This is a genomic window from Mycobacterium malmoense (genome assembly GCF_019645855.1).
GTDB lineage: Bacteria > Actinomycetota > Actinomycetes > Mycobacteriales > Mycobacteriaceae > Mycobacterium > Mycobacterium malmoense.
Map to the genome: position 1 here is coordinate 3,271,933 of NZ_CP080999.1, position 18,758 is coordinate 3,290,690.

At 65.0% G+C, this 18,758-nt stretch carries 17 protein-coding genes; 10 read left to right on the forward strand and 7 right to left on the reverse strand.

What is annotated here, in order from left to right; genetic code table 11:
- Nucleotides 1-146: 146 nt before the first annotated feature.
- Complete coding sequence (locus K3U93_RS15195) at nt 147-767, forward strand: TIGR03085 family metal-binding protein (protein WP_083011326.1); 621 nt, start codon at nt 147-149, stop codon at nt 765-767.
- 15 nt (nt 768-782) lie between these two features.
- Here K3U93_RS15195 and K3U93_RS15200 read toward each other — a convergent pair whose 3' ends face one another.
- A complete protein-coding gene (locus tag K3U93_RS15200; RefSeq protein ID WP_139797084.1) occupies nt 783-1,586 on the reverse strand; it encodes a thioesterase family protein in 804 nt (267 codons plus the stop codon).
- 250 nt (nt 1,587-1,836) lie between these two features.
- Nucleotides 1,837-2,547, reverse strand: coding sequence for a VIT1/CCC1 transporter family protein (locus tag K3U93_RS15205; protein WP_083011325.1), 711 nt, complete (start codon nt 2,545-2,547; stop codon nt 1,837-1,839).
- Nucleotides 2,548-2,794: 247 nt separating this feature from the next.
- On the opposite strand from K3U93_RS15205, the gene K3U93_RS24965 reads away from it, so the two are divergent.
- Nucleotides 2,795-3,457, forward strand: a complete 663-nt coding sequence (locus tag K3U93_RS24965; RefSeq protein WP_083011258.1) for a chitin-binding protein — start codon at nt 2,795-2,797, stop codon at nt 3,455-3,457.
- Between the two features lie 1,163 nt (nt 3,458-4,620).
- Here the strand turns inward: K3U93_RS24965 and K3U93_RS15215 are convergent.
- Together K3U93_RS15215 and K3U93_RS15220 are read right to left on the reverse strand one after the other, a co-directional pair.
- The gene (locus K3U93_RS15215) at nt 4,621-6,270 is read right to left on the reverse strand and encodes an acyl-CoA synthetase (protein WP_083010467.1); all 1,650 of its coding nucleotides are present in this window, start codon (nt 6,268-6,270) and stop codon (nt 4,621-4,623) included.
- A gap of 267 nt (nt 6,271-6,537) precedes the next feature.
- Entirely contained in the window at nt 6,538-7,788 is a 1,251-nt protein-coding gene (locus tag K3U93_RS15220) for a cytochrome P450 (protein ID WP_083010466.1), read from the reverse strand.
- Between the two features lie 134 nt (nt 7,789-7,922).
- Between K3U93_RS15220 and K3U93_RS15225 the strand changes: the two genes are divergently transcribed.
- From K3U93_RS15225 to K3U93_RS25505, 4 genes are all read left to right on the forward strand, one after another.
- Nucleotides 7,923-8,543, forward strand: coding sequence for a TetR/AcrR family transcriptional regulator (locus K3U93_RS15225; protein WP_083010465.1), 621 nt, complete (start codon nt 7,923-7,925; stop codon nt 8,541-8,543).
- A gap of 201 nt (nt 8,544-8,744) precedes the next feature.
- A complete protein-coding gene (locus K3U93_RS15230; RefSeq protein ID WP_083010464.1) occupies nt 8,745-9,029 on the forward strand; it encodes a hypothetical protein in 285 nt (94 codons plus the stop codon).
- A 171-nt stretch (nt 9,030-9,200) separates the two neighbouring features.
- Nucleotides 9,201-10,427: a cytochrome P450 gene (locus K3U93_RS15235; protein ID WP_083010463.1), complete on the forward strand. Its 1,227-nt coding sequence runs from the start codon at nt 9,201-9,203 to the stop codon at nt 10,425-10,427.
- A 68-nt stretch (nt 10,428-10,495) separates the two neighbouring features.
- Nucleotides 10,496-10,732 carry a nuclear transport factor 2 family protein gene (locus K3U93_RS25505; protein ID WP_350355548.1) on the forward strand — a complete coding sequence of 79 codons (237 nt, stop codon included), beginning with the start codon at nt 10,496-10,498 and terminating at the stop codon, nt 10,730-10,732.
- Here the strand turns inward: K3U93_RS25505 and K3U93_RS15245 are convergent.
- Nucleotides 10,668-12,431 carry an N-acyl-D-amino-acid deacylase family protein gene (locus K3U93_RS15245; protein ID WP_083010485.1) on the reverse strand — a complete coding sequence of 588 codons (1,764 nt, stop codon included), beginning with the start codon at nt 12,429-12,431 and terminating at the stop codon, nt 10,668-10,670. The two genes, K3U93_RS25505 and K3U93_RS15245, sit on opposite strands and share 65 nt — an antisense overlap.
- A gap of 167 nt (nt 12,432-12,598) precedes the next feature.
- Here K3U93_RS15245 and K3U93_RS15250 point away from each other — a divergent pair, with 167 nt between their 5' ends.
- The 3 genes from K3U93_RS15250 to K3U93_RS15260 are packed head-to-tail and all read left to right on the forward strand — an operon-like array spanning nt 12,599 to nt 15,596.
- Complete coding sequence (locus tag K3U93_RS15250) at nt 12,599-13,198, forward strand: TetR/AcrR family transcriptional regulator (RefSeq protein WP_083010461.1); 600 nt, start codon at nt 12,599-12,601, stop codon at nt 13,196-13,198.
- On the forward strand, nt 13,195-14,772 hold the full coding sequence (locus K3U93_RS15255; protein ID WP_083010460.1) for a flavin-containing monooxygenase: 1,578 nt from the start codon (nt 13,195-13,197) through the stop codon (nt 14,770-14,772). Before K3U93_RS15250 ends, K3U93_RS15255 begins: the two co-directional genes overlap by 4 nt.
- Entirely contained in the window at nt 14,769-15,596 is an 828-nt protein-coding gene (locus K3U93_RS15260; protein WP_083010459.1) for a mycofactocin-coupled SDR family oxidoreductase, read from the forward strand. The genes K3U93_RS15255 and K3U93_RS15260 overlap by 4 nt, the downstream gene beginning before the upstream one ends.
- A gap of 234 nt (nt 15,597-15,830) precedes the next feature.
- On the opposite strand, the gene K3U93_RS15265 is transcribed toward K3U93_RS15260, so the two are convergent.
- The gene (locus tag K3U93_RS15265) at nt 15,831-17,054 is read right to left on the reverse strand and encodes a cytochrome P450 (RefSeq protein WP_083010458.1); all 1,224 of its coding nucleotides are present in this window, start codon (nt 17,052-17,054) and stop codon (nt 15,831-15,833) included.
- Between the two features lie 252 nt (nt 17,055-17,306).
- On the opposite strand from K3U93_RS15265, the gene K3U93_RS15270 reads away from it, so the two are divergent.
- Nucleotides 17,307-17,939 (forward strand): TetR/AcrR family transcriptional regulator, encoded by a 633-nt coding sequence (locus K3U93_RS15270; protein ID WP_083010484.1) that lies wholly within the window; start codon nt 17,307-17,309, stop codon nt 17,937-17,939.
- 152 nt (nt 17,940-18,091) lie between these two features.
- Here the strand turns inward: K3U93_RS15270 and K3U93_RS15275 are convergent, their stop codons facing one another.
- Entirely contained in the window at nt 18,092-18,676 is a 585-nt protein-coding gene (locus K3U93_RS15275; RefSeq protein ID WP_230981686.1) for an ERG2 family protein, read from the reverse strand.
- Nucleotides 18,677-18,758: the final 82 nt, after the last annotated feature.

Genomic DNA, 18,758 nt, shown 5'->3' on the forward strand with positions numbered 1-18,758 from the left:
CCATTCGACGACATGACGTTTCAAATTTACCGAGCCCGGAACACTCGTTCTCTGGCACCCGGGTTCCCCGTTCGCCGATCGCGCCGGGCTCTACCCTGAACAGGTCGGCATCAACGATGATCGAGCTGGGCTGATGGGAGATCATGGTGTCTGTTGCGCAACGCGAACGTGCCGCCCTCGTCGACACCCTGCGCGGCGTCGGGCCGGACGCACCCACCCTGTGCGAAGGCTGGAAGACACGAGACCTGGCCGCCCACCTCATGATTCGGGAGTACCGCCCCGACGCCGCACCGGGCATCCTGATCCCATTCTTCGCCTCCCACACCGCCAAGGTGCAGAACGAGGTGGCCGAGCGGACCGAGTGGAACGAGCTGGTGAACAAGGTCGCGTCCGGACCGCCGGCCTACTCGCCGCTCAAGCTGCTGGACCCGCTGGCCAATGTCGCCGAGATGTTCATCCACCACGAGGATGTGCGCCGCGCGCAGCCGGGCTGGGAGCCGCGCGCACTCGAGCCCGCCCTGAGCACCAGGCTGGGCCGCATCCTGCCGCTGATGGGCCGGCTGACGCTTGCGAAGGTCCCCGCGCGGGTGGCGTTGCGCACCCCCGAGGGCAAGACGGCGCTGATCGTCGGGAGCGGCCCGGCGGTCACGGTGACCGGTGCTCCGGAGGAGCTGCTGCTGTTCGCCGTCGGGCGACGGGCGCGAGTCCAGTTCGACGGCGATGCGACGACGGCGCAGGCGGTCCGCGATGCGCCCAAGGGGCTGTAGCACCTCCTCCGGTCTTCATCCGGCCGGTGAATTTACCGATGCCGGACGGAATCCGGAGTGCGCTATCGCGACGGACACGCCGCTGCCGATCGGGCCGTTGCGGTCGACGAGAACGGCCGAGCCGGTGGCCACCCCGTCGTGGCTAGAGTGCGTCAGCGAAGCCAGCCCGATGTGGGGCCCTTCGGGCAGCCGGCTCAGCGTCAGCGTGTAGTCGGCATTGATGAACTGCAACGCCTGCGTGCCCCAATTGGCGATGGAGGCCGTGATGTCGGCGGCCATCGCCGCGCGGGTGAAGGCGCTGAGCGGTTCGCCGCCGATCAACGGGCGTGTTTCGTGCAACCAGGTGTATTTCGGTCCAGAGGTGTTGGCCCACTTCGGATCGGGATTCTGGATCCCCGCGCCCCAGCCGTAGGTCCGCATGAAAAGCGACGGTTGGGCGCCGTCCTCGACTGGCAGCGGCGGCATCTGCACCGATTGGGACCACACGCGCCCGTCGGGCTGCGGGCCGCGCCGCAGAAACAGTGCGCTCCCGCGTGCCACGGGGGCGCCACGCTGGGTGAGAACGGCTTCGACGAGCCGCAATCGCCGCCGGTCATGGTGGACGCGGGTGTGCACCTCGATCGGTTCGAGCGCGGTTGGTGCCGGTAGGTCGACGGTCAGCCGGGCGGGTTGCAGTTGCGGGTCGTCGACCGCGCGTTCGACCGCCCGGGCCAAGAGGCCGCCCACGACGTGGCCGCTGATCGACGGGCCCCACCCGCCGCGCGCGATTTGGGTTGGCACGTAATGGCTTTCGTCGCGTACAAAGTACGGCGTCGGCATCGCCGGATCATTGTCATCCGGCGTGATATTCGATTCGGTCAATGCACGACTCTCCGCCTGATCGGGACCCTCAACGGGTTCCGCTCCCGTGAGGTTGACAACTGTAGAAGTTACAGTTTCTCGTCCAGTCGCGACGTCCGGCCATCGGGCCCTCGTCCCCCGCGGCCATCGCGAGATCGACGGTAGCGTGCGACCTTCCTCGAACTTTTCCGCGCTCTCGTCGATTTCGGTGGCAACCTGCGTCGCACCGTCAGGCGATTGCGGCGCCCACCAGATGGCCGATCGCGTAAGTGACCGCCAACGCAAGACCACCGCCGACGACATTGCGGACCGCTGCCCGGCCCTGCGGTGCTCCGCCCAATCCCGCCGACACCGCACCGGTGATCACCAACGCCACGAGTACCGCCACGACGGTGGCTGGGATTCTCCACGTCGTCGGCGGCGCCAAGATCACGATCAACGGCAACACGGCGCCCAATGTGAATGACAGCGCCGAGGACAGCGCGGCGTGCCACGGGTTGGTCAGCTCCTCGGGATCGATACCCAGTTCGACCTCGGCGTGGGCGGGGAAGGGATTGCGGTCGGTGAGTTCCTCAGCCACGGTGCGCGCCGTCGCCGGCGACAGACCCTTCGCTTCATACAGCGCGGCGAGCTCGTCCAGTTCGGCGGCCGGATCGTCGTGCAACTCTTGAAGTTCCTTGGCTAACAACGCCTGCTCGGTGTCTCGCTGGGTGCTGACGGAGACGTATTCCCCCAACGCCATCGATACGGCTCCGGCGGCCAGCCCCGCGATTCCGGCGGTCAATATCGGGCCGCGTTGCACGGTCGCCGCCGCCACACCAACGACGATGCCCGCAGTGGAGACGATCCCATCGTTGGCGCCCAGCACCCCCGCGCGCAGCCAATTCAACTTCGACGACACCGAACCCTCATGGGGTTCGTGGTGGGGCGTGGTCGACACGGCCGCAACGATATCCATCAAAACCACGTCTGACCAGCAAACATAGCCTTGCCAAAGCTAGCCAAACCTTGCCTTATCCGGACCTTGTCCGGCTAGGGGTTTGCCGGGCGGCGAGGGCTGCGGCGACGGATGCGACGGTCCGCCCAAAGGTTTTGCATGGACTTGTCATAGCGGATCCATAGGTAGACTATTTAGTCTACGGGTGTTGGGGGATCGAGGAATTCGTTATCTAGACAGGTGAAGGGCCATGAAACTGAAGCAACTGATCGCGGGGGGCACCGTCGCCGGTGCTCTAAGCGCGGCGGCATTGGGTATGGGCGTCGGTACGGCGAACGCCGCTCCTGGACCGCCTCCACCCGCTCCCGGTGGCAACCATGGCGCGCCGGCGCCCGGCGGCTTCCACGCCCCGACCGGACCAAATGATCCCGGCGGGCCCGGTGGCCCCGGTGGGCCGGGCGAACCCGGCGGACCTGGCGGACCTCCGGGTGGACCCGGCGGACCCGGTGGCCCGGGCGGCCCGGGTGCACCCGGTCATCCGGGCGGTCCGGGTGGACCCCCGGGCGGACCCGGTGGCCCAGGCAACCCGGGCGGACCCGGTGGTCCTGGCGGGCCCGGTCATCCGGGTGAACCCGGCGGACCAGGAGGTCCGGGTGGCCCAGGCGGACCCGGTGGCCCATGGCACGGCGATCCGCAGCGCGGTTATTTCCACAACGCCCCTTGGGGCGACGGCCCCGCACCCTGGGGGCCCGGCGCGCCGCCGAGGCCGGCGTGGGACAGGCCGCTACCTCCGCCCGGCGGGCAATGGGGGTATGGCCCCATCAACTACTACGGCTACAACGAAACGCCCGTCTGGGATCCCGGGTTCAACCAGTGGGGCTTTTGGTTCTTCGGGGTCTGGATCCCGCTGTAAAGGCCAGCTCACCCGGCGTCCGCCTCGCCCGTTGGCGAGGCGGACGCCGGTGGGTTTGATTCACGTTGTCCCGAGGCCACTTTGGGCCTGACCACCATTGGCCCGAGGGGACTTTTGTCCTTTTGTTAGGGGCCCTACGCCATGCCGAGGCGGTGCCGTGTGGCCCTCGTCTGCGGTGTCTCGATAGCGAAACATTGCGGTCACGGTTTGGTTTTTTGACCAGCCAAGCTATCGATTGAACAGGAGTGGCGATGGCTGAGCGCGCTATCAGACGTGGTGCCCCGCCGGCGGCTCGGGACCCGCGCCTCGCCGCCCTCCACGCCGGCGCAATAACGATCGTTGTCCTATCGGGCGCGTCGGCCCTGACAGCGCTCGTGGCCGGCTCACCACTCCAGTTCGGTGTCGCGTTGGCCTTGTGCGGTGCGGGGTGCATCGCTGCCGACTTTGTCAGATGGACGGATGAACGTGAACGTCACGCTCGCCGGTGCGCGGTCCCGACCGCGCGACTCAATCCCGATTACGGATCATCCCATGTCGTGTCCGTCGGTGTGGGCGAGCACTTCTCGTGCACGGCACCCGCAGCCGGTACCCGATTGGCCGCTTGAATATCTACGCTCGGCGGCAGTGGCGACACCTAACATCCGCACAAGCATGCCCCGATATCTACCAAACTTCCTTTGGCACAATGCTTTTACGACGCATCGCCTCCGCGAGTGGCGTCCGGTCCGGCCGGGATAATGGTCTGGGATTTCGCGGTCTGGGGTTGCCGCGGTGACGGAAGCCGGCTCCTAACGCGGGCCGGGGCCACCAGGTCCACCGGGGCCACCTGGCCCGCCCGGTCCACCGGGGCCTCCCGGTCCACCAGGGCCACCAGGTCCGCCCGGTCCGCCGGGTCCATTTGCGGCCGGAAGCCAGAACACGCATTGGTTCAGGTCGGCGTTCCAGTACCAGCCGGGGGCGCACGGATCGTCGGCCCTGCTGACTGCCGGCGCGGCCAGTCCCGTCACCGGCAACCCCGCCAACACAACGGCGGACACTCCGATTGCGCAACGCCGTAGAAAAAGCCTCATCACGTCATTCTGCTCCCGACGACCCCGTCGCGTCCCGGATTGGCCACATTACCGGTTGTTCACGCTCGTCGCGGCCGGCAACCGTGTCGCTGTTCATGCGGGCGCGAGCGTCGTGGTGGCAATGTTATAAGCCCAGCGATAGTCGGCCTTACCGACGGGCGAACGCGCGATTTTCGACACGCGGACAAGTGTTTTGGGAACCTTGTAGCCGGCGATGCGCTGACGGCACGCGTGCAGGATCTCGTCGTCGGTGACCGAAGTACCCTCAGCGATTTGCACGATGGCGACGACTTCGCTGCCCCACCGCTGCGACGGCCGGCCGACCACGACGACGTCATAGACGGCGGGATGCGCGGCGATGGCCCGTTCGACTTCTTCGACGAAGATCTTTTCGCCACCGGAGTTGATAGTCAACGAATTTCGGCCCAGCAGCCGGATGCGGCCGTCGGGCAGGTATTCGGCTTCATCACCGGGCACCGACCAGCGCGTCCCGTCGATGGTGGGAAAAGTGCGTGCCGTCTTGTCCTCATCACCGAGATAACCCAGCGGTATCAGGTCGCGGCGGGCCAGCCAGCCCTGCACCTCACCGGGCTGCAGTACTCGGGTGAAATCCGTTGCGACTACGGCGGTGTCAGAGCCGGGGGTGAACACGGCGGGCTCGGAGTCCTTGGCGGCCATGGTGTTCATCTGCATTCCCGACTCCGACGCGCCGACCGCATCGAGGATCATGACGTTGGGCAGGGCGGCCAGGATGCGCTCGCGAACCGTCGGCGAGAGCGGGGCGCCGCCGTTGCTGATCGTCACCAGCCCGGACAAATCGTAAGCCCCGGTTTCGATCTCCTCGAGCAGCGGCCGGGCGATCGCGTCACCGACCACCGGAATGTTGAGCACTTTTTCGCGTTCGGCCAGCCGAAGCACTTGGGCGGGCCGCAGCCGTTCCACGTCGTCGGGGATCACGATGCGACCTCCCATGGTGATGACATGAAACGTCGCCCACTGGGCGGCGCCGTGCATGAGCGGGGGGAGCATGAGCACCGACAGCGCGCCGGGAGACTGACTGGCCTGCGCGGCCAGTTCGGCGTAGGACGCCAACGGGGTTTGGCTGCCGAACGGTCGTCCCCCCATCGACGACAGGAAGATGTCGTGTTGGCGCCACAACACCCCTTTGGGCATGCCGGTGGTGCCGCCGGTGTAGAGGATGTAGAGGTCGTCGGGGACCGGAGTGGGCATCCCGGCCGGCGGCGCGGTGGTGGTGGTGATGGATTCGTAGTCGACGGCGCCCGGCAGCGGCGCGTTGCCACTGTGGTCGGCGACCTGAATGAGCACCTGAAGGTGGGGCAGCCGGTCGCGAATGGCCGCGACCTTCGGCGCGAACTCCGCGGCGTAGACCAGTGCGCGGGCGTCAGCGTTGTTGAGCAGGTAGACGAGTTCGTCTTCGACGTAGCGGTAGCTGACATTGAACGGCGCTACCCGCGCGCGGAATCCGGCGATCATCGATTCGAGGTACTGGTTGCCGTTGCGCAAGTAGATGCCGACGTGGTCCTGCCCCGATTGATGCCCGCGCAACTGCTCGCGTTCGGCGTGACACCCCAACCCGCGGGAGACCAGGTAGCGGGCCACCCCGTTGACGCGGGCGTTGATCTGGCCGTAACTGTAGCGCTGGTCGCGCCACACCAGCAGCGTCTGATCGGGGATGGCATCGGCCACCGTCGAGAACACCGAGGACAGGTCGAATACGGTCATGTCGCTCCTTTGCGGGTCGGCTGCTTGCCGACGAAATGTTGCGCCTCTACGGGCTATCGAGCCCGAAGTCGGTGCGGTATCGTGCCATGGCGTCAATCTTGGCTTGTATGGGGGCATCCGGCGAGCAGTAGGCCGGATAAGGACGTGGGTGATGCCGCCATCCCGAGACCGTCATATCCCAATTGGTCAGCGGCGCTGGCCAGGGCCACGATGTCGCGAGTCGGGGCGAGCCTTAAAGCATCGGCGACCGACCCGGTTCATCGCTGCCTAGACAAGCTCGGCCGCATTGCCGTAACGCACCGGCAGAGCTTTGACGCCGTTGATCCATCCGTGTCGCAGGCGGTGCGGTTCGCCGAGCTTCTCGATGTCGGGAACGATGTCGGCGATCGCGTTGAACATCAGATTGATTTCCATGCGCGCCAGGTTGGCGCCGATGCAGTAGTGTGCCCCGCTGCCACCAAATCCCAGGTGCGGGTTGGGCTCACGCATGATGTTGAAGGTGAACGGCTCGTCGAACACGTCCTCGTCGTAGTTGGCTGAGCTGTAAAACAATCCCGCCCGTTGCCCCGCCTTGATTGTCACTCCCCCAACTTCAGTGTCCCGCAACGCCGTTCGTTGAAAGCAGTGCACCGGAGTGGCCCACCGCACGATCTCGTCGGCCGCGCTGGCCGGGCGCTCGCGTTTGAACAGCTCCCACTGCTCGGGGTAATCCAGGAATGCGTTCATGCCGTGCGTCATGGCGTTTCGGGTGGTTTCGTTGCCGGCCACCGCCAGCAGGATGACGAAGAACCCGAACTCGGTCTCGTCCAACGCTTCCCCGTCGATGTCGGCGTGTACCAGCCGGGTGACGATGTCGTCGGCCGGGCAACGCCGCCGCTCCTCGGCCATCTTGTAGGCATAACCCAGGATCTCGGCGTTGGCCGCGGCCGGATCGTCGGGGAAATCCGGGTCGTCGATGTTCATGATCGAATTGGTCCAGTGGAACAGCTGCTCGCGGTCGGCCTCGGGAACCCCAAGTAGGTCCGCGATCGCCAGCAGCGGCAGACCCACGGCGATGTCCTGCACGAAGTTGCCCGACTCCTTCTCGGCAGCGGCGGCCACGATGCTCCGGGCGGCCGCATCGAGTTTGGCCTCCAGTGCGGCCACGGCGCGGGGGGTGAACAACCGCGACACCAGCTTGCGCAGCCGTGTGTGCGCCGGCGGATCGTGGTTGATCAACAGCGCTTTGGTCAGCTCGATCTGTTCGGGGGTCATCTCGTCGTGGAACCGAATTACCACGCCGTTGCGGTTGGTCGACCAGGTGTCGTTGTCGCGTGAAATCTCCTTGATGTGTTGGTGTTTGCTGATCACCCAAAAGCCACCGTCGCGGAAACCCGCCGTGCCGACCGGTTGCGCGTTCCACCACACCGGCGCCGTCTTGCGTAACTCGGCGAACTCGCGCACCGGCATGCCACGTTCCAGCAGATCTGGGCTGGTGAAGTCGAAACCCGAGCCAAACGGACATGTGGCGGTCTCCATCGGCGGTCTCCCTTGTCCGGCCTGATTTGGCACCGATCATACACATCAATTCTGCTGTATGACCAGATCTCGGGCGTCGGGCGATTACCGTTTCCGGTTATGAGCCAACATTTGCGCGCGGTCGAGGGGCGCTGATGCGCACCCGGGGCTGGGCCGGCAACGTGCCGGCCACCGACGAGGAGGCCGTGACCCGCATTCTCGAGGCGACCCGGCACACCATCGATGAACGAGGCGAACAAACCAGCATCGCCGACGTCGCCCGCACCCTCGGCGTCACCCGGCAAACCGTCTACCGGTACTTCGCCAGCACCGAAGAGCTGTTGTCGGCCACCGCTGCCGACGGCGCGAGCGGCTTTCTCGACCAGCTTGCGGAGGCGCTCGCCGGCATCACCGATCCCGGCGACGCCGTCGTCGAGGGCATTGCCATTACCCTCGAACGCCTGCCGGGCGACCCCTACGTGGGCCTGCTGCTGCGGTCGCAGCGCGCCAGTGCCTTCGCCGTCACGGTCACCACCGACACCGCCCGCTTGTTTGGTCGCTCGATTCTCGACCGCCTCGACGTCGACTGGGCCGGCTTCGACGAGCAGGCCATCGAGGATCTCATCGAAATGATTTTGCGGACCCTACAGTCGTTCATCCTGGCACCGCTGGAGGCGTCGGGCGACGAACTGCGTCGCCTGCTGCGGCGATGGATCGGCCCCGCCGTCGGCGCGGCCGGTCGCGCCCAACGGCGCAGCACCGTCGCCACCGTGTAAAACGGGTCGATAACGACTGGTTGAGGGCTAGGAGGCCTGGCTTGAACGTCCGACGCTTTTGCCCGGAATACCGCACAATGGCCTTCATGCGCGCGGACCATACGTCGCCTCACGTGCGCTGTCGCCGTCCGCGCCCGATGGATCGCGCTGATTGTCACGGCAGCGGACCGACGTTCCGCGATGCAGAGTGGGTGCCCCGGCGTGAAGTTCGTCGATGAAATCGCGTTGGCATGGGACCTGCTCGATGCCCTGCCCTCGCTTACCGACTCCAACCGCGTATCGCTGTGTGTCGAGATCGGCGCCGGCGAGATGCCCAGTGCGATCGAACACCTTTTGACCGCGTTCGTAGTCAACCGTTCCGCACTGCCGGCCGATCTGGCACCACGAGTCAGCGTGTGGCTCGACAGCTATATCGGGAGCACCAACGAAGCCTCTCTTCGCCGGCTCCTGCACCGCGCCACCGAACCGGACGAATCCAGAATGTAATGGTTGCAACAGGATCCGTCGAATGCCAGAGTTGCGAAGTGGCCGGGATTGACTGTTAGCCCGTCAACACTGTCCGGACACCGCACAATATATGTATGGTCATGGACGTGGGCGAGTGGATCCGCATGAAGAGCGGAGCGATGGACAAGTCCGCCGAAGGGTGCGGCTTCGATGTATGACGACATTGACCTCACCGATTTAAACCGGTTCACGACCGGGTTCCCATATGAAGTGTTCGACGTGTTGCGGGACGAGTCACCGGTCTGGTTTCATCCGCCCACCGCGCATACGCCTGGCGACGAAGGGTTCTGGGTGCTCAGCCGGTATGCCGATATTGTCGCTGCCGCCGCGGATCCGGTGACCTTCTCCTCCGAGACCGGCGGTGGCCGTGAGGGCGGTGGCACCACGCTCGAGGACATGCCGCGTGGTCTCGCCGTCGGCGCGCTGCTGAACATGACGGACGACCCTCGTCATGCCCAGATCCGGCGGCTGTTGACTCCCAGCACCACGCCGCGGGCGTTGCGAGCCATGGAGGAGGACCTTCGCCGCCGCGCCGTCGCAATTGTCGACGCGGCGTTAGCCAAACGCGAGTGTGACTTTCTTGTCGACGTCGCCGCCGAACTACCACTACAAGCCATCGCGCAGCTGGTGGGCGTGCCCCAGGCCGATCGCCACGAATTGATGAATTGGGCCAACGTCACTTTGGACTATGAGGACCGTGAGGTCGGCGAGATCAACGATCGCGTAGTCCAGGCGCAGGCGCAGATGTTTACCTACGGCACAAACCTGTTGGAGCGTAAGCGTTCCGAGCCCTCTGACGACCTGCTTTCCGTCGTCACCCAGGCGCTGATCGACGGTGAGCCGTTGACCGAAAATGAGCAGCGAATGTTCCTGAGCCTGATCATCGCCGCCGGCAGCGAGACGACGCGGAACTCCATCGCCATTGGCATGTCGGCCCTAAGCGAGCATCCCGACGCGTGGGAGCACCTGCGGCACGATCGAGAGCTTCTGCCGGTTGCCGTCGAGGAGATGCTGCGCTGGGCATCGTCGACTCCATATAACCGACGCACGGCCACCCGAGACGTCGACCTGCACGGTCAGCACATCGCCGCCGGCGACAAGGTCACCCTCTGGTGGGCGTCGGCCAACCGCGACGACGCGGTGTTCGCCGATCCCTACACATTCGACATCACCCGAAATCCGAATCCACATTTGACCTTTGGCCGCGGCGTACACTTTTGCCTCGGCGCGTCGCTCGCCCGCCTCGAAATGCGGGTGATGTTCGACGCGCTGCTGAACCAAGTCGGTACCATCACGCTGACCGGTCCGATAGAGTACGTCCGCAGCAATAAGCATGCGGGTGTTCGGCATATGCCCGTCACGATCGACTCACGTTAACGAGGAAAATAGCGACCATAGCCGAGAAGTACGTCGACGCGGTCAACCGTGGCGACATCGATTGCCTCATTTCGCTTTTCGCACCGACCGCCACGCTGATGCACCCGGCGGGCACGTTTTCTGATGCCGACGCGATCGCGGACTTCTACACATCGGTCGTGTTCGCCGGGAAAGCGGTGACGGAGATCGAGAGGCAGTTCGCCGATCACGATGCGCAGATAGTCCAGATCAGGGTAGGTGTCAGCGCGCGCCGCGCACCAGGCGGCCGGGCCGCGCACCGGTGTCGATGCTGTCGCGTCGGGTGATCGTCCCGCTGACAACCGTTGCGGCGTAACCGCTTGCGGCCTGGATGAGCCGCCGTCCACCGGCGGGCAGGTCATACGCCATCCGGGCGGGCTGCAGCGTCAACGCGTCCATGTCGACCACGTTGATATCGGCCTTCTTGCCGACCTCGATCGTTCCGCGATCGGTCAGCCCGAAAAGCTCTGCGGTATCACGGGATTGCTTGCGCACCACGTACTCCAGCGACAACTTCTTGCCACGGTGGCGATCTCGGGCCCAGTGCGTGAGCAGAAAGGTCGGGTAGGAGGCGTCGCAGATCAAGCCGCAGTGGGCGCCGCCGTCGGACAAACCCAGCACGCCGGCGGGATGGGTCATCATCTCGCGGATCGCGTCGTGGTTGCCGTCGGCGTAGTTGAAGAACGGCAGCATCAGCATGGACCCGACGTCGGCCTCCAGCATCAAGTCATACAGCGTGGCCAAGGGGTCGTCGCCGCGTCGCGCGGCGATCGCGGCAACGGTGCGATCCGGGGTCGGCTCATAGTCCGGCGGATCTCCCAGCGCGTAGATCCGGTTCAGCGAATGCTGCACGAGCGCGAACATTCCGTCGAACTGCGACGTCGGATCGATGGGCAGATCCTCCTCGGCCAGGATCGCGGCCTTGACCGCCGGATCGGCCAGACGCTGCGCCAGTTCCTCGCGACCACATTCGCCCTTCAACCGGCGGTAGGTCGGGCGGTGGGTGAAGGCGTGGTGGCCGGGGAAACCGAGCAGCATCCCGAACGGCCTGGCGGCGATCTGCGGGTGCAGCCGGCTTCCCGCCGCGTGGGCGGCCGCCGAGATATCCAGCTGTTCGCGCCACAGGTTCGGGTCGGCATCGACCTGAATCAGCGCAAACGACACCGGCCGGTCGATCTCGGCACTGAGGCGCCGCATCCACTCGAGTTCCTTTTTGGGCGCGACGATGTCCTCACCCGCCGCGCCCTGCGGGGCCAGCTCGAATACCGCGTTGCCACCGGCCGCCATGGCCCGGCCCAGGCCAAACAATTCGTCTTCGGCGGCGAACGTGCCGGGGACGGGCTCGCCGTCCATCGCCCGGTGAGCGATCGTGCGTGACGTCGAAAACCCCAGCGCGCCTGCCTCGATCGCCTCTGTCACCAATCGGCTCATCGCCGCGATGTCGTCGGGAGTGGCCGGTTCGTTGCGGGCGCCGCGGTCGCCCATGGCATAGGCACGAATCGCGCCGTGCGCCACCTGGCTTCCCACGTCGACGGCAAACTCCTGGCGACCGATCACGTCGAGATACTCGGGGTAACTTTCCCATCCCCACGAAATGCCTTCGCTGAGTGCCGTGCCGGGAATGTCTTCGACGCCCTCCATGAGCTTGATCAGCCACTCCTCGCGGCCGGGTGCTACCGGCGCGAAACCGACACCGCAGTTTCCGGTAACCACCGTCGTCACCCCGTGGCCGCTGGACGGTTCCAGGAGGCTGTCCCAACTGACCTGACCGTCGTAGTGGGTGTGGATGTCGACGAACCCCGGCGCCACAATGCGACCCGTCGCGTCGATCGTCTCCACGGCCGCACCGTCCAAACCGGGATCGTCCGCACCGTTTCGGCGGCGCACCTCCACGATTCGCTTGCCCTTGATGCCGATGTCTGCGGGATAACGCTCGACGCCGGTGCCGTCGACGACGGTGCCACCAACGATCTTCAGGTCGTACACGGCCATCTTCTCCTCGTCACCTGATCGCGATCAGGCCCACGTCACCCAACCCATCAACATGCTGATCAACTTGAACACATATCGCTATGGTGTGCAAGGGACGGTGCCGACAGCCCCCGAGACGGCAGATGTTGACCGGTCTGAACACATGTCGCTAATGTGTTCAAGTGCCAGTCGACACCGTCCACGAAGCCAAACCCGTGCCACCCGCTCTTTTGACGGCGGCCACCGACACGCTCCGCCACCTTGGGCCACGACGATTCAGCCTCACCGCGGTCGCGGAGGCGGCCGGCGTGTCGCGCGGCACCGTCCACAACGTGCTCGGTACCCGCGACGACGCCATCACCACCGCGCTCAATCACCTGGCTGCAGCATTCACCGAAACCATGGCCGCCGAGGTCGACAAGGAGCCCACCCTGGCCGGGCAGGTGGCGGCCGCGGCGGTGCTGATCTGTGCGCATCGGCAGGGTTCGCAGGCGACGCCGCGGGGCATCGGTCGGAGCATCCTGGTGCTGCTGTTGGAGCACGGCGGCGACGAGCTGATGCGCCGCTCGATCGAACTGTGGAAGCCGTTGGTCAAGGCCGCGCAGCGCACCGGGGAAGTTGGTGGCAGCGTCGACGCGGCGCGGGCCAGCGAATGGATCATCCGAATGCTGTTCAGTTTCGAGCTGTTACCGCCACTGGGGATAAACCTGGACAATCCCCGCGTGGTGCGGCGTTTCGTGTGCGATCACATCGTTGCCGGCCTTACCGGAGCTGGATCGTGAATGAGCCCGACTACGAAGTAGCCATCATCGGCGCCGGGCCGGGAGGTATCGCCACAGCGAAGCTGTTGCGTGACAAAGGCATAACGGATTTTGTCATCCTGGAGCGCGGCCACGACTTCGGCGGCACCTGGCGTGACAATCACTACCCCGGCCTGGCCGTCGACATCCCCGTGCTGTGGTATCAGTTGTCGTTCGCGCCCAACCCGAACTGGACTCGTTTCTTCGCCCCCGGCACCGAGATCTACCGGTATCTCCGCGATACCGCCGCGAGCCTGGGCCTCTATGAGCATCTGCGGCCCAATGCCGAAGTCACCCAACAACGATGGGACGCAAAGGCCGGTCTTTGGCACCTTACGGTCAAGGATCGGCCCACGGTGTCGGCACGGTTTGTGATCAACTCCGTCGGCGGTTACGTGAACGCCAAGGATGTCGTGGACATCCCCGGGGTCGACGACTTCGCGGGAACCATCCTGCGTCCCAACGCCTGGGACGACGGCTATGACACCACGGGCAAGAAGGTCGCCGTCATCGGCACCGGTTCCAGCGGTGTCCAGATCGCAGGGGCGTTGTCGAACCAGGCCGCCAGCCTGGACATCTACCAGCGCACCCCGGCATGGGTGCTGCCCAAAATCGACTTCGACATCCCGCCCTGGATGCGCGTCCTGCTGCGACTACCCGGGGCGGTCGGCGCCATCAACGCCGTGGGGCGTATCGGCATGGACGCCTTCATGGTTGCGCCGATCGTGCACCTACTGCCCCGGCTGCCCAGCGCGCTGCTGGTGCGGCTCATGCCGCTCTACGACGCCGGTTACCGGGCGCTCTACCGAATGCTGTTGCGCGCGGTGGTCGACGACCCGCAAACGCGCCGGGCGCTGGTGCCCCGCTACGGCCTGCTCGCCAAACGCCCGGTCATCTCGAGCAGCTTCCTGCCCGTGTTGAACCACGTCGGCACCCACCTGATCACCACCCCGATCGAGCGGATCACCCGCACCGCCATCCGCACCGTCGACGGCATCGACCACCCGGCCGACCTGATCGTGACGGCCACCGGTTACGAATTGTGGACCGATCCCGAAACATACAGGCCGGAAACGGTTTTGGGTGACGACGGATTCGACCTTGCCGAGTATTACCGCACCCACGGGCTGCGCAGCTACGCCGGTACCGCACACCCGCAACTACCCAACCGGTGGGAGATCGTCGGGCCCCTGGGCTTCGTCGGATTCGCCTGGCCAGACTTCGTTGAGACCATGGCGGCCCACGCCGTGCGCATCATCGACGAGGCCAGGCGCCGCGGAGCGGTGAAGGTCGCGGTAAGCGAGGCGGCGTTTGATCGATGGAACGATCGGATGCGCCGGCACGGCAAAGCCGTTCACCTGTATCTCACGGCGTGCAACCCCGGTCTTTCCACCTACTTCGTCAACTCCCAGGACGACACCGTCTATCACCGGCCCCAAACCATTGCTGGGTCACGCCGCTTCAGCCGGCGATCGCCCTTGACGGATTATGAATTCCACTGCAAGGCTGCCAGCAGACCACAATTGATGCCGCATTCAAAGGAGCTGTCGGCATGACCGACCCTGCTAACCCGTTGGCCGGCAAGGTCGCCTACGTGACCGGAGCCGCCCGCGGACAAGGCCGCTCGCACTGCATCCGGTTGGCCCGCGCCGGCGCCGACATCGTCGCGATCGACGCCTGCGCGCCGGTCGCCGAGCACAACGGCTATCCCCCGGCACTGCCGGAAGACCTCGCCGAGACCGTCAGCCTGGTCGAGAGTGAAGGCCGCAAGATCCTCGCCGCCGAGGTAGACGTCCGCGATTTGGCCGGCCAGCAACGGGTGGTGTCGAACGCGATCGAACAGTACGGCCGCCTGGACATCGTCGTGGCCAATGCCGGCGTACTGAATTGGGGCCGGCTGTGGGAAATTTCGGCCCAGCAGTGGCAGGACATCCTCGACATCAACCTGACCGGGCTGTGGAACACCATCAAAGCGACGGTGCCGCCGATGATCGCCGCCGGTAACGGCGGATCCATCATCACGATCAGCTCGGCGGCCGGCATCAAGGCCGTCCCCGGCTGTGGCCACTACTGCGCCAGCAAGTTCGGTGTCGTCGGCCTCACCAATTCATTGGCCATGGAACTCGGCGAATTCGGCATCCGCGTCAACTCCGTGCATCCGTACGGCACCGACACCCCCATGGGCAACGATGTGTCGATGTATCAGGTTTTCCAAGACCATCCGCATTACATTCACAGCTTCTCGCCGGGTGCGCTGCCGACGGATTCGCTAGCCGACCCCGACCTGATCTCTGACATCGTGGTCTGGCTCGCCAGCGACGCGTCGTCGCTGATCACCGCCGCCCAGATTCCCGCTGACAAGGGCTACATGAAGGTTTGAGCGTCCATCGATTTCCGATGGCATCGGCGGGGCGCCGCGGTAACCATAGTCGCCGAGTCGCTCGGCGTCGAGCTCGACAAGATCCGGGAGACATGCGAGTTCGCCCCGTCGCCGCGCCGGCTCGAAACTGATCACATCGGCCGTAGGGGCGCTACGCCCGCACCGGGAGGGAATTCCCGCTTTTTGACGGAGCCCCCGGGCCACGGGTTGACACCTTGCAGATGTGGGAGGCGCTCAGGTGTAGCGGACCTGCCAGTGTTTAATGCCGTTGATCCACGGCGAGCGTAGCCGCTCGGGCTCGGAAAGTTGCGTCAAGTTGGGCATTGTGTCAGCGATGGCGTTGAAGATCAGATCGATTTCCAACCGGGCCAGGTTTGCGCCCACGCAGTAGTGGGCCCCGGTGCCGCCGAACCCGACATGTGGGTTCGGGTCGCGCAAGACGTTGAACGAGAATGGATCGCCGAACGCCTCGTCGTCGAAGTTGGCCGAGCTGTAGAACAATCCGAGCCGCTGCCCTTGGCGAATGGTGACTCCGCCGAGTTCGGTGTCTTGGGTGGCGGCGCGCTGGAATGCCGTCACCGGAGTCGCCCAGCGCACGATCTCATCGGCCGTCGTCGCGGGTCGCTGGGCTTTGAACAATTCCCATTGCTCGGGATTGTCGACGAAGGCTTTCATGCCGTGGGTGATGGCGTTGCGAGTGGTTTCGTTGCCGGCGATCGAGAGCAGGATCACGAAGAATGAGAATTCCTCCGAGGCCAGCCCGTCACCGTCGACATCAGCGGTTACCAGTTTGGTGACGATGTCGTCGACTGGTTCGGCGCGCCGTTGTTCGGCGAGATTCCATGCGTAGCCGATCAATTCGGCGGTGGCTTGGTTCGGGTCCACGTCGTATTCCGGATCATCCCAGTTGAGCACCTGGTTAGACCAGTCGAACAGCTTGCGTCGATCCGACTGTGGAACGCCGAGCAGTTCGGCGATCGCCTGCAGGGGAAGCTCACAAGCGACTTGCTCGACGAAGTCACCGGCCCCCGCCTGTCGCGCCTCGGCCACGATGGATTGCGCGCGGGCCGCTAGCGCTTCCCGCAGACTGTCGACGGCTCGTGGGGTGAATCCGCGCGAGATGATGCGTCGGTAGGCGGTGTGCTTAGGTGCATCCATGTTGACCAGCATCGCCTTGGACACCCCGATTTCCTCTTCGGTTGCGCCCGCAGGGTAGCGAATGATTGAGGTCTTCAGCGCCGAGGAGAACACGGCTGGGTTTCGCGAGACATCCTTTACATCGGCATGTTTGGTGACCGCCCAGTACCCGCCGTCGGTGTAGCCGCTGATCGGTGGCTGCTCAACCCACGACACCGGCGCCGTGCGCCGCAGACTGGCGAACTCCTCGTGCGGTATCCGCGATCCCCATAAAGCCGGGTCGGTGAAATCGAGTCCGGGAGCCGAGCTTGGAGACGTCATGCGTGGACTCTCAACGATGTCTCGATGTCTCGGTAGGTCTCCGTCATTGGAACGCTCCCCACTCCTCGTTGAGCACTACTACTGATACCGCCGCGCCGGAGGTGATCATACATTTATCATCTCCACTGTATGATCACCGTTTTGGTTAGGCCTTGTCAATGCCACGTCAATGCCGCACTGGAGGCTCGCCTCGCCGCGGGCGCGGCCTCGACCGATATCCTGCGGCAATGGTGTTACGCAAGGGCGTCGGCCATGGCGCGTAGGCGCGGCTGGGACGGTCATCCGCCAGTCACCGACGAGGAGGCCTCCCAGCGCATCGTGGCCGCGGCGGTGGAGCTGATCGCTGCGAGCGGCGCAGATGTCAGCATCGCTCAAGTTGCCGAGTCGTTGGGGGTAATCCGGCAGACGGTGTATCGGTATTTTCCCAGCGCTGAGGCTCTGATGCAGGCCGCGGCGGTGGCCTCGGTCGACGGATTCCTCGACCGGCTCACCGAGGCTGTCCACGGCATCTGCGATCCCGCTGAGGCCATGACCGAGGCGGTACTCTTCGCGCTCGAAGAGGTAACGCGCACACCGCATTTGGGCATTTTGTTGTCCGAGCCGTACCGCAACGCTCACACGCCGAGCCTTGCGTCTAAGGAAGCCCAGGAGTTTGGGATGCGGATGATCACCCGCTTCGACGTCGACTGGAACAGGTACGGTTATGACCAGCTCGCGCTTCGCGAGCTGGTGGAATTCACCCTCCGCACAATGCTGTCGTTCTTCGTAGCGCCTAACGATCCGCGCCGTAGCCGAGATGGCTTGCGGCGGTTCATCAAACGGTGGCTGGGCGGCGCTATCGTGGCCCAACAATATGCCACGGTTGTCACCCCCCGCGGCCAATGAGTTCGCCGCTAGGTGTTCTCGAACACCGGCACTAGGGGTCGACTTGGCGAGTGCCCATATCCGCTACGTCGCGATCGCCGTCGCACCTGGCGTCCGGGCTGGAAGCTGACGCTGGATTGCGCGTCGACCTGGCACCGAAACGTTTGGCCGGGTTACACCTTGCCCTGGCGTAGCTCGCGGACGACAAGCCGCCCGTAATACCAGGCCGTCTTGACCACCGTCGGCACGTCGATGGTGCTGAACAGGGAGTCGGCCAAGCCAAAAGGCAACATCCCGGGAATCGGTCCCCGCGCGTACTCCAGCATGAACGCCGCGTCGGGGACGGCGTAGCCCTTGGCCCGACCGCCCGCCAGATACGCGACGTCGCCAGGTCCGTATACGCTCCGCTCGAACTGCCCCTCCTCGTAACACCACACCTCGCCGTCGATGATGAAGTCCCACACCTCGCTGCCATAACGGCCAGAATGGCCCTCCGTCCCGATCGGGGTGCCGAAAAAGATCAAATATTCGGACAGCGAAGCATGCAATAACTTCATTTGCCCCATCGCGCCGCCGGCATTGTTGAACACCCACGGGATGTCATCATGAATGTGACCCGGATACTCGCGTCTCAATTCGGCGATTATCTGGGCAAAAGCCTCGTCCTTGGTCTCCAAACCGACAGCACGCTTCGCAATAGCGTGAAGACTCTCAGAATCGAATATCGCTCCCATGAACCGCGACCCTACTTGGGTCATACGCGCCACGTCTAGAGTGTATGGTTGCAGCCGATCAGGGTAGCCCTCCAGCATGGTCGCCACGATCTGCGGCCCGGGCCGC